The organism is Gemmobacter nectariphilus DSM 15620 (assembly GCF_000429765.1).
Lineage (GTDB): Bacteria > Pseudomonadota > Alphaproteobacteria > Rhodobacterales > Rhodobacteraceae > Wagnerdoeblera > Wagnerdoeblera nectariphila.
In genome coordinates this window covers 42,474-63,766 of record NZ_AUCM01000003.1, presented here as the reverse complement: position 1 = coordinate 63,766, position 21,293 = coordinate 42,474, and the positions used below count along the sequence as shown (strand labels likewise).

21 protein-coding genes are annotated in these 21,293 nt (G+C 66.5%); 1 reads left to right on the top strand and 20 read right to left on the bottom strand.

All coding sequences use genetic code 11. From position 1 onward, the window contains the following. Nucleotides 1-2: 2 nt before the first annotated feature. Entirely contained in the window at nt 3-2,657 is a 2,655-nt protein-coding gene (alaS, locus tag G481_RS0100310; protein WP_028028223.1) for an alanine--tRNA ligase, read from the bottom strand. Nucleotides 2,658-2,747: 90 nt separating this feature from the next. Further along, entirely contained in the window at nt 2,748-3,812 is a 1,065-nt protein-coding gene (gene recA, locus G481_RS0100305; RefSeq protein WP_028028222.1) for a recombinase RecA, read from the bottom strand. A gap of 198 nt (nt 3,813-4,010) precedes the next feature. Between recA and G481_RS0100300 the strand changes: the two genes are divergently transcribed. Beyond that, nucleotides 4,011-4,607: a sulfotransferase family protein gene (locus G481_RS0100300; RefSeq protein WP_028028221.1), complete on the top strand. Its 597-nt coding sequence runs from the start codon at nt 4,011-4,013 to the stop codon at nt 4,605-4,607. Nucleotides 4,608-4,813: 206 nt separating this feature from the next. Here G481_RS0100300 and G481_RS0100295 read toward each other — a convergent pair whose 3' ends face one another. The 18 genes from G481_RS0100295 to G481_RS0100210 all read right to left on the bottom strand — a co-directional run bounded on the left by G481_RS0100295 (nt 4,814) and on the right by G481_RS0100210 (nt 21,204). Next, nucleotides 4,814-5,638 (bottom strand): sugar phosphate isomerase/epimerase family protein, encoded by an 825-nt coding sequence (locus G481_RS0100295; RefSeq protein ID WP_028028220.1) that lies wholly within the window; start codon nt 5,636-5,638, stop codon nt 4,814-4,816. 13 nt (nt 5,639-5,651) lie between these two features. Next, entirely contained in the window at nt 5,652-6,326 is a 675-nt protein-coding gene (locus tag G481_RS0100290; RefSeq protein WP_028028219.1) for an HAD family hydrolase, read from the bottom strand. Further along, nucleotides 6,323-7,075: a glycerophosphodiester phosphodiesterase family protein gene (locus G481_RS0100285; RefSeq protein ID WP_028028218.1), complete on the bottom strand. Its 753-nt coding sequence runs from the start codon at nt 7,073-7,075 to the stop codon at nt 6,323-6,325. The genes G481_RS0100290 and G481_RS0100285 overlap by 4 nt, the downstream gene beginning before the upstream one ends. An 18-nt stretch (nt 7,076-7,093) precedes the next feature. After that, entirely contained in the window at nt 7,094-7,957 is an 864-nt protein-coding gene (locus G481_RS0100280) for an ABC transporter permease (RefSeq protein ID WP_028028217.1), read from the bottom strand. A gap of 10 nt (nt 7,958-7,967) precedes the next feature. Then, nucleotides 7,968-8,897, bottom strand: coding sequence for an ABC transporter permease (locus tag G481_RS0100275; RefSeq protein WP_028028216.1), 930 nt, complete (start codon nt 8,895-8,897; stop codon nt 7,968-7,970). A 7-nt stretch (nt 8,898-8,904) separates the two neighbouring features. Continuing rightward, on the bottom strand, nt 8,905-9,885 hold the full coding sequence (locus G481_RS22420; protein ID WP_035024704.1) for an ABC transporter ATP-binding protein: 981 nt from the start codon (nt 9,883-9,885) through the stop codon (nt 8,905-8,907). Next, nucleotides 9,882-10,868 carry an ABC transporter ATP-binding protein gene (locus tag G481_RS0100265; RefSeq protein ID WP_028028215.1) on the bottom strand — a complete coding sequence of 329 codons (987 nt, stop codon included), beginning with the start codon at nt 10,866-10,868 and terminating at the stop codon, nt 9,882-9,884. The genes G481_RS22420 and G481_RS0100265 overlap by 4 nt, the downstream gene beginning before the upstream one ends. Before the next feature lie 73 nt (nt 10,869-10,941). Continuing rightward, a complete protein-coding gene (locus tag G481_RS0100260) occupies nt 10,942-12,573 on the bottom strand; it encodes an ABC transporter substrate-binding protein (RefSeq protein ID WP_028028214.1) in 1,632 nt (543 codons plus the stop codon). 141 nt (nt 12,574-12,714) lie between these two features. Beyond that, complete coding sequence (locus G481_RS0100255; protein WP_035024702.1) at nt 12,715-14,202, bottom strand: tripartite tricarboxylate transporter permease; 1,488 nt, start codon at nt 14,200-14,202, stop codon at nt 12,715-12,717. 1 nt (nt 14,203) lies between these two features. Beyond that, nucleotides 14,204-14,650, bottom strand: a complete 447-nt coding sequence (locus tag G481_RS0100250; RefSeq protein ID WP_028028212.1) for a tripartite tricarboxylate transporter TctB family protein — start codon at nt 14,648-14,650, stop codon at nt 14,204-14,206. 57 nt (nt 14,651-14,707) lie between these two features. Then, on the bottom strand, nt 14,708-15,694 hold the full coding sequence (locus G481_RS0100245) for a Bug family tripartite tricarboxylate transporter substrate binding protein (protein ID WP_028028211.1): 987 nt from the start codon (nt 15,692-15,694) through the stop codon (nt 14,708-14,710). An 85-nt stretch (nt 15,695-15,779) separates the two neighbouring features. Further along, nucleotides 15,780-16,154 (bottom strand): hypothetical protein, encoded by a 375-nt coding sequence (locus G481_RS26205; protein WP_028028210.1) that lies wholly within the window; start codon nt 16,152-16,154, stop codon nt 15,780-15,782. 3 nt (nt 16,155-16,157) lie between these two features. Further along, nucleotides 16,158-16,910, bottom strand: coding sequence for a tyrosine-protein phosphatase (locus tag G481_RS0100235; RefSeq protein WP_161630498.1), 753 nt, complete (start codon nt 16,908-16,910; stop codon nt 16,158-16,160). Nucleotides 16,911-16,918: 8 nt separating this feature from the next. Further along, nucleotides 16,919-17,725, bottom strand: a complete 807-nt coding sequence (locus G481_RS22415; protein ID WP_035024699.1) for a metallophosphoesterase family protein — start codon at nt 17,723-17,725, stop codon at nt 16,919-16,921. After that, the gene (locus G481_RS0100225; protein WP_028028208.1) at nt 17,722-18,498 is read right to left on the bottom strand and encodes an ATP-binding cassette domain-containing protein; all 777 of its coding nucleotides are present in this window, start codon (nt 18,496-18,498) and stop codon (nt 17,722-17,724) included. The genes G481_RS22415 and G481_RS0100225 overlap by 4 nt, the downstream gene beginning before the upstream one ends. Further along, nucleotides 18,495-19,448, bottom strand: a complete 954-nt coding sequence (locus tag G481_RS22410) for an ABC transporter ATP-binding protein (RefSeq protein WP_051294208.1) — start codon at nt 19,446-19,448, stop codon at nt 18,495-18,497. Before G481_RS22410 ends, G481_RS0100225 begins: the two co-directional genes overlap by 4 nt. Next, on the bottom strand, nt 19,445-20,263 hold the full coding sequence (locus G481_RS0100215) for an ABC transporter permease (protein ID WP_028028207.1): 819 nt from the start codon (nt 20,261-20,263) through the stop codon (nt 19,445-19,447). The genes G481_RS22410 and G481_RS0100215 overlap by 4 nt, the downstream gene beginning before the upstream one ends. Then, complete coding sequence (locus tag G481_RS0100210; RefSeq protein WP_028028206.1) at nt 20,260-21,204, bottom strand: ABC transporter permease; 945 nt, start codon at nt 21,202-21,204, stop codon at nt 20,260-20,262. The genes G481_RS0100215 and G481_RS0100210 overlap by 4 nt, the downstream gene beginning before the upstream one ends. Between the last annotated feature and the right edge of the window lie 89 nt (nt 21,205-21,293).

Here is a 21,293-nt window from a genome sequence, read left to right as displayed (position 1 = left end):
GGTCATTCCCCCTTGATGACAGCCGTTGCCGCAGCAATCGCGGCCTCGGCATTTTCCGCGCTGGCACCGCCAGCCTGCGCCATATCGGGGCGGCCACCGCCGCCCTTGCCGCCCAGGGCACCTGCCGCCGCCTTGACCAGATCGACCGCCGACAGCCGGCCCGTCAGGTCAGCCGTCACGCCAGCCGCCACCGCCGCCTTGCCGCCCGCATCCGCGATCAGCAGCACGGCGCCCGAACCCAGGCGCGACTTCGCCTCGTCGATCAGGCCGGGCAGGTCCTTGCCGGACACGCCTTGCAGCACTTGCGCCAGGAACTTGACGCCATTGATCTCTTGCGCCTCGGGGCCGGTGCCCGACCCGCCGCCCATGGCGAGTTCACGCCGCAGCTGGGCGACCTCGTTCTGCAGCGCCTTGCGCTCATCGACCAGCGCGCGCAGGCGGTCGGTCACATCGGCCACCGGCGCCTTGAGCACCGCCGCCGCCTCGGCCAGGCGCGCGGCCTGGGCCTTGAGGTGATCCAGCGCCGCCTGCCCGGTCAGCGCCTCGAACCGGCGCACACCGGCCGAGGATGCCGAATCCCCCAGCGCGACAAAGGCGCCAATGTCGCCCGTGCGCGCAACATGGGTGCCGCCGCACAGCTCGAGGCTATAGGTCTTGCCATCGGCGCCCTTGCCGGACCCCGGCAGGCTGCCCATCGACACGACGCGCACTTCGTCGCCGTATTTCTCGCCGAACAGCGCCTGGGCGCCAATGGCGCGGGCATCGTCGGGCGTCATGATGCGGGTCTCCACCGGGGTGTTCTGGCGGATGAATTCGTTCACCTCGGCCTCGACCGTCGCCAGTTCCTCGGCGGTCAGCGCCTTGGCATGGCTGAAGTCAAAGCGCAGACGATCCTCGGCGTTCAGGCTGCCCTTCTGCGCGACATGATCGCCAAGCGCGCGGCGCAGAGCCTCGTGCAGCAGGTGGGTGGCCGAATGGTTCGCGCGGATCGCGCTGCGGCGGTGGTGCGAGACCTCCAGCTTGACCGGCTGGCCGCGTTCCATATGCCCTTCGGTGACTTCGGCGATATGGATGAAGACCCCAGCGGCCTTCTTGGTATCCTTGATCTCGGCGGTGCCGGTTTCGGACCGGATGAAGCCGGTATCCCCGACCTGACCACCGGATTCGCCGTAAAACGGGGTCTGGTTGACGACGATCTGCACGGTTCCGCTCGCCTTGTCGGTCAGGCCGCCATCTTGCACCAGCGCAAGGACCTGCCCCTCGGCGGTTTCGGTCTCATAGCCCAGGAATTCGGTCGTGCCGTGCTTTTCGGCCAGCTCGAACCAGATGGTGGCGTCCTTGGCCTCGCCCGAACCGGCCCAGCTGGCGCGGGCCTTGGCCTTCTGCTCGGCCATGGCGGCGTCAAAGCCGGCGATTTCCACCTCGCGGCCCTTCTCGCGCAGGGCGTCCTGGGTCAGGTCCAGCGGGAAGCCGAAGGTATCATAAAGCTTGAAGGCCGCCGCGCCCGGCAGCGGGGCGCCCTCGTCCAGCCCCTCCAGCTCGGCATCCAGCAGCTTGAGGCCACGATCCAGCGTCTGCTTGAAGCGGGTTTCCTCCAGCTTCAGCGTCTCCTCGATCAGCGCCTGGGCGCGGTTCAGTTCGGGATAGGCCGCGCCCATCTGGCGCACCAGCGCCGGGACCAGCCGATACATCACCGGATCCTGCGCGCCCAGCATATGCGCATGGCGCATCGCGCGGCGCATGATGCGGCGCAGCACATAGCCGCGGCCATCGTTCGAAGGCGTCACGCCATCGGCGATCAGGAAGCTGGTCGAGCGCAGGTGGTCGGCAATGACGCGGTGGTGGATCTTGCCCTTGCCGTCCGGGTCGGTGCTGGTCGCATGGGCGCTGGCCTCGATCAGGCTGCGCATCAGGTCGGTGTCGTAGTTGTCGTGCTTGCCCTGAAGCAGCGCACCGATGCGTTCCAGCCCCATGCCGGTGTCGATCGACTGCATGTCCAGCGGGACCAGGCGGCCGTCTTCAAACTGCTCGTTCTGCATGAAGACGTTGTTCCAGATCTCGATGAAGCGGTCGCCATCCTCATCGGCGCTGCCCGGCGGGCCGCCCCAGATATGGTCGCCGTGATCATAGAAGATCTCGGTGCACGGCCCGCAAGGCCCCGTCGGCCCCATGCGCCAGAAGTTGTCGTCGCTGGCGATGCGGATGATCTTGTGATCGGCAAAGCCGGTGACCTTCTTCCAGATGGCCGCCGCCTCGTCATCGGTGTGATAGACGGTGACGCACAGCTTGTCCGGATCCAGCGCGAAATCGCGGGTCAGCAGCTCCCACGCGAAGGTGATGGCCTGTTCCTTGAAGTAGTCGCCAAAGCTGAAGTTGCCCAGCATCTCAAAGAACGTATGGTGCCGCGCGGTATAGCCGACATTGTCCAGATCGTTGTGCTTGCCCCCGGCGCGCACGCATTTCTGCGCGGTGGTGGCGCGCACATAATCGCGCCGTTCCGCCCCGGTGAAGCAGTTCTTGAACTGCACCATCCCCGAGTTGGTGAACATCAGCGTCGGGTCGTTGCGGGGAACCAACGGGCTGGAAGGCACCACCTGATGCCCGTTACGGGCGAAGAAATCCAGAAAGGTGCTGCGAATATCGTTCAGCGAGGGCATAGCGGGCGGGCCTCCGGGCGTTCTGTCGCCCCACCCTTTAGCGGGCGGCGCAGAACCTGTCCACCATGACAGTCCTGCGCCGCCCCCGGCTTATTCGGTCAGATCTTCGTCCGTCGGCGGAACCGAAAAGTCGAGACCGTTCGCCCCGCGGATCTTCGCCTCGATCTCGGCGGCAACCGACGGGTTGGCCTTGAGGAAGCCCTTGGCATTTTCACGCCCCTGGCCGATGCGTTCATCGCCCCAGGAATACCAGCTGCCCGATTTCTCGATCACCCCGGCCTTGACGCCCAGATCCAGCAATTCGCCGGTCTTGGAGATGCCTTCGCCATACATGATGTCGAATTCCACCTCGCGGAAGGGCGGGGCGACCTTGTTCTTGACCACCTTGACGCGGGTCGAGTTGCCGACCACCTCGTCGCGGTCCTTGATGGATCCGGTGCGGCGGATGTCCAGACGGACCGAGGCATAGAACTTCAGCGCATTGCCGCCCGTGGTGGTTTCGGGGCTGCCGAACATCACGCCGATCTTCATGCGGATCTGGTTGATGAAGATCACCATGCAGTTGCTGCGCCCGATGCTGGCGGTCAGCTTGCGCATCGCCTGGCTCATCAGGCGGGCCTGGCTGCCCATCTGCATGTCGCCCATGTCGCCCTCGATCTCGGATTTCGGCGTCAGCGCCGCCACCGAATCGACCACCACAAGGCTGACCGCGCCCGAACGCACCAGCGTATCGACGATTTCCAGCGCCTGTTCCCCGGTATCGGGCTGCGAGATCAGCAGCTCGTCCAGGTTGACGCCCAGCTTTTTCGCATAGCCCGGATCCAGCGCATGTTCGGCGTCGACAAAGGCGCAGACGCCGCCCTTCTTCTGTTCCTCGGCCACCACATGCAGCGTCAGCGTGGTCTTCCCCGAGCTTTCCGGCCCGTAGATTTCGATGATGCGGCCCTTGGGCAGGCCGCCGATCCCCAGCGCGATGTCGAGGCCCAGCGAGCCGGTCGAGGTTGCCTCGATCTCTGCCACCGGGTTGTTCGCGCCAAGGCGCATGATCGAGCCCTTGCCGAATTGCCGTTCGATCTGCGCCAGCGCGCTTTCCAGCGCCTTGTTCTTGTCCATGTCCCGCTTTCCGCCGAAGTCCAGAAGGGTCGAGCCCGCCATTCCTGCCTCTCCTTATCCCATAGCCGCGTGGGCGCGGCAATCGCCGGTTCGTTCACGGCCTGTTCGCATCTTTATGCGATCAAAACGGGAACATTTCAATCTAGTTTTACGCAATCCCATGGTTTTCAGAAATTGCTTAAGGGAAGGTTTACGGCCAATGCTGCGCCCGCTACATGTGGCGCATTCAAGGAGGGGCCCATGCTTGTATTCTGGGATCAGCGTCTGGTGTTTCTGGCAACGCCCAAGACCGGCTCGACCGCCATTGCTGCCGCGCTCGAATCCCTGGCGGCCGTGTCCATCCAGCGCCCGCCGGTGCTCAAACACACCACCGTCCAGCGGTTCCACCGCTTTCTTGGCCCCTATCTCAAGGTCGCCTCGGGCGAGGATTTCACCACCGTCGCCCTGATGCGCGAGCCGCTGGACTGGCTGGGCAGCTGGTATCGCTTTCGCCGGCGCGAGGATTTGCTCGACGACAACTCGACGCGCAACATGACCTTTGACGATTTCGCCAATGCCTATTGCGAAAAGCCGCAGCCCGGCTTTGCCAATGTCGGATCGCAGGCGCGGTTCCTGACCCCGCCCGGCCGCCAGCCGGTTGACCGAATCTTCCGCTATGAGGATATCGGCGCCTTTGTCGATTTCCTTGAAGAGCGGCTGAACTGCGAGATCACCCTGCCGCGCGTCAATGTCTCGCCCGAGGCCGATCTTGCGCTGCGCCCCGAGACGCGCGCCCGGCTGCACGAGACGATGGCCGAGGATCTGGCCCTGTATGGCCAGCTGTGCAAGGCCGGCTGACGGCCCCCTTGCACGCCAGGGCGCCAAGACCGTCGCCGGCACCAGGGCGCCGGGTCTGATGACTGATCGGCAGGCACCCGGCGCCATCTGCGCCGGGCTCAGGTCAGGCTGACACGGCGCGGACCAAGGCGACAGGCCTGACACGGCGCGGCAATCACCGGCCCCCAGGGGGCGGGCAAGGCGTGACCGCCCTGCCCGCGCCGGTTCTAGCAGGCCAGGCCGCGTGCCTCGAGCCAGGCAACTGACGGCAGGATACCCGCCTTGTCGCGCAGCTCGAGGATCAGGCGCGGGTTCGAGGTCAGCTCGCGCAGCGCCCGGAACACGGCGTGCCACGAGATGTTGCCCTCGCCGATATTCCAGTGACGGTCGGCATAGCCGTCGGCATCCTGCAGATGGATATGTTGCAAGCTGTTGCCCGCACGGCGCACGAAGTAATCCACCGGCGGCGCGCCGGTCGAGCCATGGGCATATTGCGCATGGCCCGTGTCGATTGACACGGCCAGCGCGTGCGAGCCAAAGCTTTCGGCCAGCGTGCGGCGGATGTCGGGATCCTTGTCCATGATGTTCTCGACCACCATGGTCACGCCGATATCCTCGGCGCGCTTGACGGCCTCGGCCAGCGTCTGGTGGGTGTAGTCCACCATGTTGCGATAGGCCACGCCATAGGCGAAGTTGTCGAGGTTGTTGTAATCCCAGTTGCCATAGGGCGAATGGATCACCATCTGCGTGGCGCCCAGGTATTCGCACACCTCCAGCCCCTGCAGCATCCGGCGCGAGACGACCTTGCGGATTTCGTCATCGGCGCTGGCGATCGACAGGCCCCAGAACGGGCCGTGAATGCCAAGACGGCCCTGATAGCCATCCAGCAGCTCCTTGGCCCGGTCGGCCACCGGGCGCCAGTCGCCATCCAGCGCGCCAAGCATGCAGAAGTCCTGCAATTCCAGATCGCGGTTCCGCGACAGGATGAAATCCTGCAGCTTTTCCAGGTCGGCAACGGTCATGGCAGCGCCAAGAATCGGTAGATCGGTCATGTTTTCTCGCATTTCAAGCGGCTTGGGACAGGGAAAGTCGGGTCAGCAGGGCGTGGAACTCGGCCATGCCATGCACAACATGCGCAGCCCCGGCGGCGCGCAGCACATCGGCATGGCCGGGGCGGTGATCGGAGGGGCCGATGAAGCCCACGGCCAGACAGCCGGCCGCAACAGCGCAGCGGATGCCATGGGTGTTGTCATCGACAAAGACGGCATGGGCCGGGGCCACGCCCAGCCGGGCAGCCGCGAACAGCGCCATGTCGGGGGCGGGTTTGGGCGCGGCCACATCGTCGGCAGAATAGATGTGCGCGCCGAACCGCGCCGCCAGCGGCGTGCGCCGGATCGACAGATCCAGCCGCCGTGCCGAGGAGTTCGAACAGACCGCCATTGGCACGGCAAAGCCGTCCAGCACCGCCTCGATGCCGGGAACATGGGGGATCGCCTGATCGAACATCTGAAACAGCAGCCGGTCGCTTTCGGCAAAGACCGCCGCCGCATCCAGCCCCAGCCGCGCCATATGCGCCCGGCTGTCGGCGGCAGCATGGCCGGAAAAGGCCGCGGTCGCCTGCGCCCGCGTCATCGGGTGGCCGGCGGCGGTGACAGCTTGCGCCAAAGCCTCGCAGCCCATCGGCTCGCTGTCGATCAGCACGCCGTCGCAGTCGAACAGGATCGCGCCAGGCCGTCTCATGCCTCGGCCATCAGCTGCTGAACCAGCACCGGATCGTCCGACACGATGAACCCCGGCGCGCGGGCGATCCAGTCGCGGATCAGCGCAGGATCATTCACCGTCCAGACCGAACACCCCGCCAGCGGGCGCAGGGCGGTGATGGTGTCGAACTCGGCCGCGAACAGATCGTGGTGAATGCCGACGATATCGACCAGACCCTCGACCTCGGCCAGCAAGGCTGCAATGCCGCCCTGCCGCGCCGCCCAGTCGGCGTTGACGGAAATCAGCCGCTTCAGCGCCGGTGCCTGATCGCGGATTTCCCGCACGACGGAAATATCGAAGCTGTGCAGCGCCGAACGCCCGGTCAGGCCGTGCCGGTCCAGCGCCTCGGCCGCCCTGGCGACCAGACCGGGATAGGGCCGGCCTTCGGCATCGGATTTCAGCTCGACCCACAGCTCGATGGTCGGGTCGGTGGCCAGCAGGGCCAGCACCTCGTCCAGCGTGGGGATATGTTCGTCGGTCAACGCCCCATCCGGGCCGCGCAGGCGGGCGGCCCGCCGTGCCTCGGGCGTCAGGGCACGGACGGGGCCGGTCAGGTCCGTGGTGCGGTCCAGCGTGGCATCGTGGATCACCACCAGCTCGCCGGCATCGGTCAGGTGCACGTCAAATTCGACGGCGGCAAAGCCGTGCGGCAGGATCTGGCGAAACCCCAGCAACGAGTTTTCGGCCCACAGGTTGCGCGCACCGCGATGCGCCATGATACGGGTCATTGGTCTTGTCCTTGAAGGTCAGCGAATGGTCGGGTCCAGCCGGTCGCGTAGCCAGTCCCCCAGAAGCGAGATGGACAGCGTGGTCAGCACGATCACCACCGAAGGCGCCAGCATGATCCAGGGCGCGCGGGTCAGATATTCACGCCCGAACCCCACCATGTTGCCCAGCGAGGTTTCCGGCGGCTGCACCCCCAGGCCCAGAAAGCTGAGGCCCGATTCCATCAGGATGATTTCGGGAAAGGTCAGCGTCATCGAAACGATCAGCGTGGATGCCACATTGGGCAGGATGTGGCGCAGATAGACCCAGGACGGTTTGGCGCCCAGTTGCACCACCGCCCCGGCATAGCCCTGCGCGGACGCGGCGATCGCCAGCCCCCGCGCGATGCGGGCATAGCGTTCCCAGCCATAGAACCCCATCAGACCCACCAGCAGCATCATGGACGACCCAAAGAACGCCAGCACCGCCAGCGACATGATCATGAAGGGCAGCGCGGCCTGAAAATCGGCCAGCGCCATGACGAAATGTTCCACCCAGCCGCGGAACTGCGCGGCCAGAAAGCCCAGCGTGGTGCCGAACACCGCCGACAGCAGCGTTGCGCCAAAGGCGATCACCAGCGACACCCGCACCGACTGTATCAGCCGCGACAGCACATCGCGACCCAGCTCGTCGGTGCCCAGCGGAAAGCCGGGGGTGCCCATGGGAACCAGCCGGGCCGACAGGTTCATCTGGGTGATCGGATAGGGCCGGATCACATCGGCAAGGGCTGCGGTCAGGATCACCAGCGCGATCCAGATGGCAGACAGCAGCACCAGCAGCGGCACGGCACGGCGCAGGCGCGTCAGTCGGCCCGGCGCGGCAAGGGGGGCGGTCAGGTCGGTCATGTCTTGGTCCTCAATGCGCGGCGCTTTTCGCCCGAAGGCGGGGGTCAAGCAGGCCATAGGCCACATCGACCAGAAGGTTCGCGATCACCATGGAACTGGCGATCACCAGCAGCAGGCACTGCACCACCGCCAGATCGCGGTTGGCGACCGACACCACGATCAGCCGCCCGACGCCGGGCCAGGAAAAGATGCTTTCCACCACCACGGCGCCCGCGATCAGCGCGCCGACCATGAAGCCGATCAGCGTGACGATCGGCACCGCCGCATTGGGCAGCGCGTGTTTCCAGACCACATCGCGCCAGCTCAGCCCCTTGGCCATGGCGGTGCGGATATAGGGCTGGCCCAGAACCTCGATCATGGCAGAGCGGGAAAACCGCGCCAGCACGCCGATCCCGCCCACGGACATGGTGAGGATCGGCAAGATGGCATGGCGCCAGCTCTCCTGCCCGCCCGAGGGCAACCAGTCCAGCTGCACGGCAAAGATCAGCACCAGCACCAGCCCCAGCACGAAAGACGGGATGGTGAAGCCGAAGATCGACAACATGATGACGCCCCGGTCCGTCACCGACTGGCGGTGCAGCGCGGCATAGACCCCGGCAGGAATGCCGATGCCCACCTTCAGGATCAGCGCCGGGATCGTCAGCGCCAGCGTGGCCGGCACCCGTTCCAGCACCAGATCAATGGCAGGGGCCCGGTCGCGCATGGAAATGCCAAAGTCAAAGGTGACCAGCTGCTTCATATAGGCCAGGTATTGCTGCCACAGCGGGGCATCCAAACCCCAGCGGGTGCGGAAGGCGTCAATCGCGTCTTGCGGCGCATCGGGGCCCAGCAGGATCATCGCCGGATCGCCCGACATGCGCAGCACGACAAAGGCAAAGGTCATCACCAGCGCAATGGTCAGGACAGCGCGGGCCAGCCGCGACAGGATATAGCTGAACATGGGGACCTCAGGCGGCGGTTTGCGCAACGGGGCGCTGTTTCAGGCAGGCGGTCAGGCGACCACGATGGCGCTCCAGCGCCGGCACCTCGCGGGCGCAGGCAGCATCGGCCAGCGGACAGCGCGGGTGAAAGGCGCAGCCATCGGGCCGCGCGGCGGGGTTCGGCGGCTCGCCTTGCAAGATGATCCGCCCCGCCAGCCCCTGCCCCGCCTTGGGGACCGAGGAGACCAGCGCGCGGGTATAGGGATGGCGCGGATCGGTGAAAATCTGGTCCGAGGGCGCCTCTTCCACCACGCGGCCCAGATACATCACCGCCACCCGGTCGCAGATGTTGCGCACGACCTTGAGGTCATGGCTGATGAACACCATCGTCAGCCCTTCCTGTTCCTGAAGATCGCGCAGCAGGTTCACCACCTGCGCCTGAATCGACACATCCAGCGCGGAAACCGGCTCATCGCACACCAGGAACTTCGGGCCCGTCGCCAGTGCCCGCGCAATCACCACGCGCTGCCGCTGGCCGCCCGACAGCTCGTGCGGGTAGCGGTCGGCCTGATCGGGGCGCAGGCCGACGCGGGCCATCAAGGCGGCGACCCGCTCGTGCAGCTCGGGGCCTTCGGCGATGCGGTGGATGCGCAGCGGCTCGCCGATCTGGTCGGCAATGGTCATCCGGCGGTCCAGCGCGGCAAGAGGATCTTGATAGATCAGCTGCATCCGCGCCCGCAGGCGGCGCCATTCATCGGTGCGGGGGGCAGGCATCGCGGCGCCGTCGAACAGCACCTTGCCGGCGGCCGGGCTTTCCAGCCCCAGCAGCATCCGGCCCAGCGTGGACTTGCCGGACCCGGATTCGCCGACAACGCCCAGCACCTCGCCGGGGCGGACCGCCAGGTCGATGCCGTCCACCGCCCGCACGACACGGCCCGGCTTGAGCAGCGAGCGGCCGCTTTCATACTTCTGCACCAGGCCGCGCGCCTCGATCACGGGGGGGGTCATGCCAGTTCCTCCGCCCGCGCCCAGGTGCGGGTATCTTCGCCCAGCGGGCGGAAACAGGCCAGATGGCCGCCCTGCGGCTGCGGTTTCAGATCGGGGCGTTCGATGCGGCACAGCTCGCTTGCGCGGGTGCAGCGCGGAAAGAACGCGCAGCCCATCGGCAGCTTCTTGGGGTCGGGCACCACGCCCTGAATGGGGTTCAGGCGGCCCCGGCCCGCGTCAAGTTCGGGGATCGCGTCGAACAGACCGCGCGTATAGGGATGGCGGGGCGCGGCGAACAGCCGCTCGATCCCGCCCGCCTCGACCATGCGGCCCGCATACATCACTGCCGCCCGGTCGCAGACCGCCGAAACGGCGCCCAGATCGTGGCTGATGAACACCATCGCCATGCCGGTTTCCGCCCGCAGACGCGCCAGCAGATCAAGGATCTGCGCCTGAATCGTGGCATCCAGCGCCGTCGTCGGTTCATCCGCGATCAGCAGGTCGGGCTGACCGGCCAGCGCCATGGCAATCATGATGCGCTGGCACTGGCCGCCGGAAAACTCGTGCGGATACAGATCCACCCGCGTCGCGGCCGAGGGAATGCCCACCATGTCCAGCAGCCGCACCGTTTCGGCCCGCGCCGCCGCCCCGCGCAGACCGCGATGCAGGGCCAGGCTTTCGGCAATCTGCCGCCCCACCCGCTGCACCGGGTTCAACGAGGACGAGGGATCTTGAAAGATCATCGCGATGCGCGCGCCGCGCACCCGTTCGACCATGCGGGCGGGGGCACCGATCAGCTCTTGCCCCTCGACCCGGACCGATCCGGAAACGCGGGCCTTGCCCGGCAACAGCCCCAGTGCCGCCAGCCAGGTCACCGACTTGCCGCAGCCGCTTTCGCCGACCAGACCCACCGCCTCGCCGCGGTCGATATCAAGGTCGATGCCATGCAGAACCTGAACGCCGTCGAAGGCCACTTTCAGATCACGGATCGAGACGAACGCCATGCCCTGCCCCTTTCATGTTTCCAAACGCAATCAGGGGCGCCGGGCCCATGGCCCCGCGCCCCTGACAAAGCGATCAGACGTTCCAGTTGCCTGCGCGGAAATCCATCGCAAAGGCGGGGGCGGCCTTCCACTTCAGCTCGGACTTCATGCCGGTGAACACCGCGTTCTGGTGCAGCAGCGTATAGACCGGGTCTTCGCGTTCCGCGATTTCCAGCATCCGCGCGAACGACTTCTTGCGCAGGGCGCGGTCGGTCGAGGTTTCCAGCACCTGCGCCAGCTGGTTCAGTTCCGCATTCGCCCATTCGCGCGATTGCTGGGCCTGGCCGTTGGGGCCGAACTGGTTGACCATCGGCGTGATCGGATCGTTGATCAGGTTCGAGGCCGACCAGTCGCGCACCCCGCGGGTGCCTTCACCCGCCATGATCTGCGACCAGTTTTCCTTCATCTGGATTTCGATGTTCAGCCCGGCCGAGCGCCACATCTCGGTCAGGATCTGGCCGGTCGCGGTCTGGTTGGTATAGTAGTTGTTCAGCAGGAAATACGGGATCGCATCGCCCTTGTAGCCCGCCTGCTTGAGCAGATCGCGCGCCAGCGCCGGGTTGTATTCCGGCACCGTCCAGCCTTCGATGAACATGTCCGAGCTGGCATAGCTGTCGAACTGCAAGCCGGCCGGGATCACGGTCTGGTTGCCCCACAGCGCCTCGACGATCGCCTTGCGGTCGATCGCATGGGTCATGGCGCGGCGCACCAGCGGGTTCTTCATGATCTCGTTCTGGACGTTGAACACCGAAACGCGGTGGTTCCAGATGGTCGAGGATTGCACTTCCAGGCCCGGCGCGGCCGCAACGGTCGCAATCTGGTCCGGCGGCAGATCGCAGGCAAAGTCATATTCGCCCGACAGCAGGCCATTCACGCGGCTGGCCACCTCGGGGACTTCGACAAAGCGGATCCGCTCCAGCGGCGGGCGGCCGCCCCAGTACTCATCAAAGGCCACCAGCGTCAGCGACACGTCGGGGCGATAGTCCTCGACCATATAGGCGCCGGTGGTCACGGGCTTGCGCGCCCATTCGTCATAGCTGGCGGCCTCGTCCCACGACCGCTTGGACGTGATCTGCGAGCCATAGGCCATCAGCCGGCCTTCCAGCGTCACATCGGGCGTCGCGTTGTGGAAACGCACGGTGTACTTGTCGACGGCCTCGACGCCGCGCAGCGCCGGCCACAGGCGCCGGCCGGTGCCGGGAACCGAGGCAGGCAGTTCCTTGGCGGTCTGCGGCTTGAAGTTCTCGGGGTAGATGGTCTTGCCGCCAGCCGGTTCGGTGCCGCCGAACACGCGCTCGTTCGAGAACGAGAACACCACATCCTCGGCCGTCATCTCGTCGCCATTGTGGAACTTGACGCCCTGGCGCAGCTTCAGCTCGATGGTCTTGTCGTCCAGCCGCTTCCATTCGGTCGCAAGGCCCGGCACCGGCCCCTGATTGCCCATCCAGTCGCGCAGGATCAGACCTTCCCACAGGTTCGGGAAGAACACCCGCTCGCCGACGTTCGACTGCTCGCGCCAGATGTCGAGGGTGTTGTTGTTGGAAATCTTCTGCACCGCGATGGTGATGGACCGGCGGGCGCCCTGGGCGCGCACATGGCGCGGCAAGATCAGCGTGCCGGCGGCGGCACCGAACAGACCAAGGGATTGGCGGCGATTGATAAGCATGTTCATCTCGGCGTTGGGAGTGGCCAGACGTTGGCCCTTTCGCCGATGCTTTTTGCCGCCGTGCGTAACACAGGCGCGATAGGTTAAAGAATTTCGTGTAAAACCAATGTTAAGGCCGAGGCGCCCGGCCGACCGCGGCGTTTACGGGCGGCTCTGACGCCGCCCGATCGCCTGCCACAGCGACATGGCCAGCAGGCCGGCGGCCGCGATGATGAACACCGCCGCGATGGGGCGTTCCAGAAACACCATCGGATCGCCGCGGGCAATCAGCATGGCGCGGCGCAGGTTCACCTCGATCAGCGGCCCCAGCACAAAGCCCAGCAACAGCAGCGCCGGGTTGAACCGCGCCAGCGCCAGCAGATAGCCCACCGCCCCGATCCCCGCGACCATGACCAGATCAAAGGTCGATCCGCGCACCGAATAGACCCCCAGACAGACAAAGATCAGAATCGCCGGATACAGCCAGCGGAACGGGATGCGCAGCATCGACACCCAGATCCCGATCAGCGGCAGGTTCAGGATCAAGAGGAACAGATTGCCGATGCCAAAGCTGACCACGAGGCCCCAGAACATCTCGGGCCGCGCCTCCAGCATCATCGGCCCCGGCTGGATGCCATGGATGATCAGCGCCCCCAGCATCAGCGCCATGATCGGATCGCCCGGGATCCCCAGTGTCAGCGTGGGGACAAAGGCGGTGATCGAGGCGGAATTGTTCGCCGCCTCGGGCGCGGCGACGCCTTCGATGGCGCCATGGCCAAAGCGTTCGGGCTGGCGCGCGATCCGCCGCTCCAGCGCATAGGACAGGAACGAGGAAATCGTCGATCCGGTCCCCGGCAGCGCGCCGAAGAAGCTGCCGACAGCGGTGCCGCGCAGCGCGGGCGGGATGATCTGGCGCATCTGCGCCCCCGTCGGCAGCATCTGGCGGAACTTCACCTTGCCGGGCGGGCCGTGGCGGTCGGCCTTGCGGATATTGGCGATCACCTCGGAGACACCGAATAGCCCCATCGCCAGCGCGACCAGGTTGATGCCGTCCATCAGCTCGGCCCAGCCAAAGGTCAGGCGCTGGGTGCCGGTGTTCACATCGGTGCCGATGCAGCCCAGCAGCAGGCCCAGCACCACCATGGCCAGGCTTTTCGCCGGGCTGTCCGATCCGACCGTGGCGGCCGCCACAAGGCCCAGGATCATCATGGCGGCATAATCCGCCGCACCGAATTTCGTCGCCAGGTCCGCCAGCCACCCCGCCAGCACGACCAGCACCAGAATGCCCAGCATGGACCCGGTGAACGACGAGATCATCGAGGTGAACAGCGCCAGCCCCGCCCGCCCGTCGCGCGCCATCGGATAGCCATCCAGCGAGGTCACCGCCGATTGCGGCGTGCCCGGCAGGCGCAGCAGGATCGACGCCACCGCCCCCCCGTATTGCGAGCCGTAATAGACCCCCGCCAGCATCACCAGCGCCGCCTCGGGCGAGATGTAATAGGTCAGCGGCAGCAGAAGCGAGATGGTCGCCATCGCGCCGATGCCGGGCAGAACGCCGACAAAGGTGCCAAGGAACACACCGAACAGGCTGTAGATCAGAACCGACGGGTGCAGCGCGGTCGCCAGACCCTGCATCAGGCCATCGAACATCTCAGGCGCTCCAGGGCCAAAGGGGAATGGTCATCGCCAGCGCCACCTTGAACACCAGCCAGACCAGCACCGTCACCACCCCGGCCAGCACCAGCCGCCACAGGGCGCCGGGCCGCGCGGCCGGCAAGGTCGCGATCAGCACCGCCAGTGCAGTGCCCAGGATCAGCCCCAGCCGGTTCATGGTCAGCGCAAAGACCAGGATCGCCCCCAGCGCCGCCGCAGCCTCGGGCAGATCAAAGGGGCGCGCCTCGGTCTGGCGGCGCCATGCAGGCACGGCGACGATCAGGCCAAGCCCGGCCAAGAGCAAACCCAGACCGACCGGAAAGAACCCCGGCCCCATCTGGCGCAGGGTGCCGAAATCGTAGTGCGCGCCCGAATAGGCAGCAACGCCAAGGCCAAGGGCGGCCAGCGCCCCGCCGCCCAGAAGATCGTAATAGTCGCGCTGCATGCCGCCCCCGGAAACTGCCGATGCCCCGGCGCCGTCAGGGGCGCCAGGGCAAGCCGATCACTTCTTCGCCTCGATCCGGTCCAGAACCTTGCCCCAGACCGCCGTATCGGCGGTGATCCGCGCGGCCAGATCGGCTGCGGTGCCGCCTTCGGCCTTCCAGCCCATGGTCAGCATCTTTTGCTGCACCGCCGGATCGGCCAGGATCGCTGCGATCTCGGTGTTCAGCCGCGCGACCACGGCCGGATCGGTGCTGGCCGGCGCGATGAAGGCGTTCCACAGCTCGGCCCGGTAATCGGCCGGCATCCCGGCCTGGCCCGCGATCACCGGCACATCGGGCACCTGCGGGAAGGGCCGCGACGAGGTGATGCCCAGCATCTTCATCTTGCCCGCCTGCACATGGCCCATCGCGGCTGACGGCGCCATGAACCCTGCATCAATCTCGCCGCCCATGATCGAGGTTGTGACCTCGGCATAAGAGGTGAAGGGGACGTGCAGCATCTCGATGCCCGCCGTATCCAGGAACAGCTCCATTGCCAGATGCGCGCCCGACCCCTGCCCGACCGAGCCATAGGTCATGCCGCCCGGATCGGCCTTGGCCGCGTCGATGAAGCCTTGCAGATCGTTCGCCGCATTGTCAGCCGCAACCGCCAGCACCATCGGGCTGGTCGCGGTCAGCGCGATGCCGGTGATGTCCTTGGCCACATCATAGCCAATGTCCTTGACCAGACGCGGCGCGGTGGTCAGCGGCCCGTTGATCGTGGCGCCGAAGGTGTGACCATCCTTGGCCGCCAGCATCTGCTGAACGCCAATGACGCCGCCTGCACCCGGCTTGTTTTCCACCACGACCGGCTGGCCCAGCTTTGCCGCCAGCGGCTCGGCCACCAGGCGGGCCAGCGTGTCGGGCGAGGAACCGGCCGGGAACCCCACGACGATATGGACCGGCCCGGTCGGCCAGGACTGCGCGGCGCCCATCCCGGCGGCCCCGGCCATGGCCAGCGCTGCCCCGGCGGCCAGCAGGTGACGGCGGCTGAAAGATTGTGTCATGACGTTCCCTCCCTCGGTTCCTGTCCGAGGCATGAAGCCATCGACACCCGAGGTCAACCCGTAGCGGCCATGCAGCCGATGCGGATCAGAGCGCCTCGATGGGAAAGAACGGGCGGCAGACCTTGGCCTCGAGCCGGAACCAGCGGTCCAGCCGGGCACCGTTTTCCTCGACCCGGAAGGCGTGCAGCATGTCGGATACGGTCTGAAGCGAGGGCACCTCGTAGACCAGATACCAGGTGTGATCCGTATCGGCCGGCTGGCCGACCTTGAGGATATCATCGTCCAGCGTGGTGATCAGCCGCGCGCCCAGATCCTTCCAGCCCGCACAGACAGCCATCAGGCGGGGCAGGATCACCTCGCGCCGCTCGGTGTCGGAGGCGCCATACCAGCCGGGGCCCGAGGCCCCCAGCAGCAGGACCCGCAAGGGGGGCGTGGCGTCGGGGGCCGCGTAATGGGACATGTGTCAGCCCCCCAGCAGACGGTCGCGCAGCGCCTCGATATCGCCGACCTCAAGGCCGATGTCGGCCAGATAGCCGGCAATAGACCCATGGCGCCGTTCGATATGGTCCAGCATCGCCTCCATCGTCGGGGCTTCGCAGCGCAGGAACCGGGCGTGGGTTTCGGGATCGCCGCCATTCGCCCGCGTGCGCGCCAGCAGGCGTTCCACCAGCGGCACGATATGGGTGCCGGTCAGGGCATAATCGGCAACGATGTCCTCGCGCTCGACCTCGGCAGCGCCCAGAAGCAGCGCCGCGATGATGCCGGTGCGGTCCTTGCCGGCGGTGCAATGGAACAGCACCGCCCCTTCGGGCGCGGCGGCGATGGTCGCCAGCACGCTGCGCACGGCGCCGGACTGGGCGTTCAGCGCCTCCATGTAAAGATCAAGCAGCAGATCGTCGGAATTGCGCGCCTTCACATCCTTGATCGTCGGCGCCAGATCGTCGAACAGCGGGATCGGGTGATAGGTCACACCCTGCGAGCCGGCCAGCGGGTTCGGCTCGTCGCGGGTTTCGGGGTGGGACCGCAGGTCGATGATGGTGCGCAGACCGGCACCGCGCAACACCGCGCCCCCTTCGGGCCTCATGTCATGCAGGCCCGCCCCGCGATACAGGCTGCGCCAGCGGGTCTGAGGCCCCCGCCGCGTGCGATAGCCGCCAAGGTCACGGATATTCAGGGCGCCGGGAACCGGCAGAAGTCTGGGGTAATCGGTCAACATCGGCATTCTCAACTAAAGGATCGCAGGCGGGCCACATCCAGCCGCCCCAGTTCCCGCGCATCGGGCGTCAGCGGAACGAAGGTCACCGAAAGACCCGAGGCCCGCAGATCGAACAGGGCAAAGCCCGTGCCCTCGACGATCCGCATATCCTCGCGCTCGATCAGATCGACCGTCGAATTCAGCCCTTGCGAGACATAGAGCGGCACACCGTGCCACATGCGCACGCTGTTGATATGGACATGTCCCGACAGGATTCCAAGGACATTCCGCCCGCGCAGCACATCGGCCAGCCGGTCGCTGGTCGGCTGGTCCAGCGTGGCCCAGGGCAGCTCGTTCGGGTCCATGCGCGGGGGGTGATGGGCCACGATGACCTTGGGCAGGTCAGGCGCGCGCTCCAGCGCCTCGGCCAGAAAGGCGAACTGCACGTCACAGATCGTGCCCGAGACCTTGCCGGGGATCAGCGTATCCAGCGTGATGATGTGCAGGCCGGCTTCGGCCCGGTCGTGGAAATGCGGTGCGTCGCCCCGGCCGGTCTGGAACACCGAATGGAAGGCGTCGCGCCGATCATGGTTTCCCAGCGCCAGAACCACCGGCATCTTCAGCGGCGCCAGGATATCTTGCAGCAGCCCATAGGACCGCGGGTCGCCGATATTGGTCAGATCGCCGCTGGCGATGACGAAATCGGGCGCCGGATCAAGCCTGTTGATGGCCGCGACCGCACTGGCCACCTGCGCGGGCGTGTCGGTGCGCAGCATGGTATCGCCCGAATCGGGATGCGAGATGTGAAGATCGGTGAGGTGGACGAAACGGGTCATGTCAGGCCTGCGGCGGTCAGAAGGGATTTCGTATAGGGATGGCGCGGGGCGGCCATCACCTGGTCGGCGGCGCCCTGTTCAACGGTCTTGCCATGTTCCAGCACCAGCACGTCATCGCAGATCGCCGAGACGACCGACAGATCGTGGCTGATGAACAGCAGCGCCAGCCCCAGATCGTCCTGCAAATCCATCAGAAGGTTCAGGATCTGCGCCTGAACCGACACATCCAGCGCCGAAACCGCCTCGTCGGCCACGATCAGCGCGGGGCGCGTGACGATGGCCCTGGCAATGGCGATGCGCTGGCGCTGGCCGCCCGAAAATTCATGCGGGTATTTCGCGGCATCGGCGGGGCGCAGGCCGACCTGCTCCAGCGCCTCGGCGACGCGCGCCTCGGCCCGTGCGGTGTCGCCGGTGGCGCGCAGCGGCTCGGCAATCGACCAGCCGGCAGTGCGGCGAGGATCAAGGCTGCCATAGGGGTCCTGGAACACGATCTGGAACCGCGGCCGCAGCGCGCGCAGATCGGCCGGCGCAAGCGCGTTCAGATCCTTGCCATCGAGCAGGATCCGCCCCGCATCGGGGCGCTCAAACGCCATGACCATGCGGGCCAGCGTCGATTTGCCGGAACCCGACTCCCCCACGATCCCCAGCGTCTTGCCCGCCTCCAGCCGGAACGAGGCATTGTCGACCGCCGTCAGCATCGGCCCTGCCTGCAACAGCGACTTGCGCGGCAAGCGATAGCGGCGGGTGACATTTTCCACCGAAAGCAAGGTCATGCGGCGCCCCCTTCGGCCAGAAGGTGACAGACGGCATTGTCCACCACCGGCGGGCGCGTGGCGGCGCATTGCGGCAGCTCGACCGGGCAACGGCCGGCGAACCGGCAGCCGGGCGGCAGCTTCTCCAAAGGTGGCACGGTGCCCGGAATGGTCGGCAGGCGCCGACGAACCCCGCCCTGCCGCAGCCCTTCGGGGCGGGGCCGGGCGGCCAGCAGGCCCTTGGTATAAGGATGACGCGGGGCGTTCAGCACCTGATCGGTCGGGCCACGTTCGACTACCGTGCCGCCATACATCACCACGATCTCGGTCGTCGCCCGCGCAACGGCGGCCAGATCATGGCTGATGAACAGCAGCGACATCTGGCGGCGGACGGACAGATCGGTCAGCAATTCCGTCACCCGCAGCGCGACATTGGCATCCAGCGCGGTTGTCGGTTCATCGGCGATCAGCAGGCCGGGATTGCACGCCAGCGCCAGCGCGATCAGCACCCGCTGGCGCTGCCCGCCCGAGATTTCATGCGGGAACTGGCGCAGGCGCGCCTCGGGGTTGGGCAGGCCCACCTCCTTGAACAGCGCCAGCGCGCGGTCCAGCGCGGCGTCGCGGCTTAGCCCCTCATGGATGCGCAGGGGTTCGGCCACGGTATCGCCCACCCGCACCAAGGGGTTCAGCGCGGCCATCGGTTCCTGAAAGATCATCGCGATGTGGCGGGCGCGCAGACGGCGCCAGTCGCGCTCGGATGCGCCCGACATTTCGGCGCCGTCCACGATCAGACTGCCGGTGACCTGCGCCGCATCGGGCGCCATGCCCATCAGCGCCAGCCCCAGCATGGACTTGCCCGACCCGCTTTCGCCGACGATCCCGATGCGCGCACCAGGGGGGATGGTCAGGCTGGCGTCGCGCACCGCCTGCGCCTGACCGAAGGTCACGGACAGATTGGAAACCTCGATCATCTTTCGCGCGCCAGTCTTGGATCGGTGATATCGCGCAGCCCGTCGCCCAACAGGCCAAAGCCCAGCACGGCGGTCACGATGCACAGCCCCGGCCAGATCGCCAGCTGCGGGGCCAGATACATCAGCGTCTGCGCCTCGGACAGCATGCGGCCCCAGCTGGATTCGGGCGGCTGCACCCCAAGGCCGAGATAGCTGAGCGCCGCCTCGGCCAGGATCGCCACGGCAAATTCGATGGTCGCCTGCACGATCACGGGCGCGGCGATATTGGGCAGGATATGATCGCGCGAAATCGCAAAGCGGCCCATCCCCGCGGCGCGGGCGGCAAAGACATATTCCCGCGTCCAGATCTGATTGGCACTGGCCCGGGCCACACGGGCAAAGACCGGCACGTTGATGAAGGCGATCGCCAGAATGGCGTTCTGCAAGCTGGGGCCAAAGACCGCCGCCAGCATGATGGCAAACAGCAGCGTGGGAAAGGCAAAGCTGATATCGGCAAAGCGCATCACCAGATCCTCGACCCAGCCGCCGATGGCGCTGGCCAGCAGCCCCAGCACGGTGCCGATGGACCCGCCCAGCAACACCGCGATCAGCGCGACCGCCATGGAATTGCGCGCGCTGGCCATCAGCTGCGTGACCAGATCGCGGCCCAGCTGGTCGGTGCCCAGCCAATAGGTGGCCGAAGGGCCGGCGAACTTGCCGCGAATGTTCATCGCGTTCTCGGGATGCGGGGTCCAGACCAGCGACAGGGCGGCCACGCCCACCACAATTGCGACCAGAACGCCGCCGATGATCAGGTTGGCAGGCAGGCGTCTCATGTCCGGGCCTTCAGTCGGGGGTCGATGGCGACATAGAGCAGATCGACGATGAAATTGGCCGTGACCACGATGCCGGCGAACATCATCACCAGCGCCTGAACCGTCGGCAGGTCACGGTTGGCAATCGACTGGAACACCAGCCGGCCAAGGCCAGGCAGCGAGAACACGTTCTCGATCACGATGGTGCCGGTGACCACGGCGGCGAACTGCATCCCGACGATGGTGACGATGGGCACCAGCGCATTGGGCAGCACATGGTGCCACAGCACCCGTGCCCGCGACAGGCCCGTCGCCCGCGCGGTGCGCACGAAATCCAGCCGCATCAACTCGAGCGCCGAGCTGCGCGTCACCCGCGCCAGCACGGCCGATTGCACCAGACCCAGCGCCACCGTCGGCAGGATCAGCGCCCGGATCGCCGCCACCGGATCGGACCAGCCGGGGAAATGCCCTGGCGGCAGCCAGCGCAGTTTCACCGCGAACAGCAGCACCAGCAGGATCGACAGCCAGAAGGCCGGCACCGCGATGCCCAGCTGCGACAGGAACATCACGCCCCAATCCGCCGCCTTGCGATGGCGGGATGCGGCCAGAATTCCCGCCGGCAGCGCGATCAGCAACGTCATCGCCATCCCGGAAATCGCCAGCGAGATCGTCATCGGCAGCCGTTCCGCGATCAGCCCGGCCACCGGCACCTTGAAGGAATGGCTGACCCCGAAATCCCCCTGGATCGCATGCCAGACCCACAGGACATAGCGGGTGACGACCGGCTGGTTCAGGCCCAGCTGCTCGCGCAGGGCCGCAAGCGCATCCTCGGAGGCGTCAAGGCCCAGGATCGTCAGCGCCGGATCGCCCGGCAGGATGTTCATCACCGCAAAGACCACAACCGAAACCACCAGCAACGTCAGGACGAAGCCGATGGTGCGGCGCAACAGGAAAAGACCCATATCCGGTCGAATTCACTTTTCTTTCGGCCCATGCCTCCTGCACGGGCCGGCGATTCATGGAACGGGCGGTACAGGCTGTTGCCCGGCCG

What these genes read in the sequence shown, in the direction of transcription:
- alaS (WP_028028223.1), bottom strand. Translation starts at nt 2,657, where the DNA reads ATGCCCTCGCTGAACGATATTCGCAGCACCTTTCTGGATTTCTTCGCC.
- recA (WP_028028222.1), bottom strand. Translation starts at nt 3,812, where the DNA reads ATGGCGGGCTCGACCCTTCTGGACTTCGGCGGAAAGCGGGACATGGAC.
- G481_RS0100300 (WP_028028221.1), top strand. Translation starts at nt 4,011, where the DNA reads ATGCTTGTATTCTGGGATCAGCGTCTGGTGTTTCTGGCAACGCCCAAG.
- G481_RS0100295 (WP_028028220.1), bottom strand. Translation starts at nt 5,638, where the DNA reads ATGACCGATCTACCGATTCTTGGCGCTGCCATGACCGTTGCCGACCTG.
- G481_RS0100290 (WP_028028219.1), bottom strand. Translation starts at nt 6,326, where the DNA reads ATGAGACGGCCTGGCGCGATCCTGTTCGACTGCGACGGCGTGCTGATC.
- G481_RS0100285 (WP_028028218.1), bottom strand. Translation starts at nt 7,075, where the DNA reads ATGACCCGTATCATGGCGCATCGCGGTGCGCGCAACCTGTGGGCCGAA.
- G481_RS0100280 (WP_028028217.1), bottom strand. Translation starts at nt 7,957, where the DNA reads ATGACCGACCTGACCGCCCCCCTTGCCGCGCCGGGCCGACTGACGCGC.
- G481_RS0100275 (WP_028028216.1), bottom strand. Translation starts at nt 8,897, where the DNA reads ATGTTCAGCTATATCCTGTCGCGGCTGGCCCGCGCTGTCCTGACCATT.
- G481_RS22420 (WP_035024704.1), bottom strand. Translation starts at nt 9,885, where the DNA reads ATGACCCCCCCCGTGATCGAGGCGCGCGGCCTGGTGCAGAAGTATGAA.
- G481_RS0100265 (WP_028028215.1), bottom strand. Translation starts at nt 10,868, where the DNA reads ATGGCGTTCGTCTCGATCCGTGATCTGAAAGTGGCCTTCGACGGCGTT.
- G481_RS0100260 (WP_028028214.1), bottom strand. Translation starts at nt 12,573, where the DNA reads ATGCTTATCAATCGCCGCCAATCCCTTGGTCTGTTCGGTGCCGCCGCC.
- G481_RS0100255 (WP_035024702.1), bottom strand. Translation starts at nt 14,202, where the DNA reads ATGTTCGATGGCCTGATGCAGGGTCTGGCGACCGCGCTGCACCCGTCG.
- G481_RS0100250 (WP_028028212.1), bottom strand. Translation starts at nt 14,650, where the DNA reads ATGCAGCGCGACTATTACGATCTTCTGGGCGGCGGGGCGCTGGCCGCC.
- G481_RS0100245 (WP_028028211.1), bottom strand. Translation starts at nt 15,694, where the DNA reads ATGACACAATCTTTCAGCCGCCGTCACCTGCTGGCCGCCGGGGCAGCG.
- G481_RS26205 (WP_028028210.1), bottom strand. Translation starts at nt 16,154, where the DNA reads ATGTCCCATTACGCGGCCCCCGACGCCACGCCCCCCTTGCGGGTCCTG.
- G481_RS0100235 (WP_161630498.1), bottom strand. Translation starts at nt 16,910, where the DNA reads ATGTTGACCGATTACCCCAGACTTCTGCCGGTTCCCGGCGCCCTGAAT.
- G481_RS22415 (WP_035024699.1), bottom strand. Translation starts at nt 17,725, where the DNA reads ATGACCCGTTTCGTCCACCTCACCGATCTTCACATCTCGCATCCCGAT.
- G481_RS0100225 (WP_028028208.1), bottom strand. Translation starts at nt 18,498, where the DNA reads ATGACCTTGCTTTCGGTGGAAAATGTCACCCGCCGCTATCGCTTGCCG.
- G481_RS22410 (WP_051294208.1), bottom strand. Translation starts at nt 19,448, where the DNA reads ATGATCGAGGTTTCCAATCTGTCCGTGACCTTCGGTCAGGCGCAGGCG.
- G481_RS0100215 (WP_028028207.1), bottom strand. Translation starts at nt 20,263, where the DNA reads ATGAGACGCCTGCCTGCCAACCTGATCATCGGCGGCGTTCTGGTCGCA.
- G481_RS0100210 (WP_028028206.1), bottom strand. Translation starts at nt 21,204, where the DNA reads ATGGGTCTTTTCCTGTTGCGCCGCACCATCGGCTTCGTCCTGACGTTG.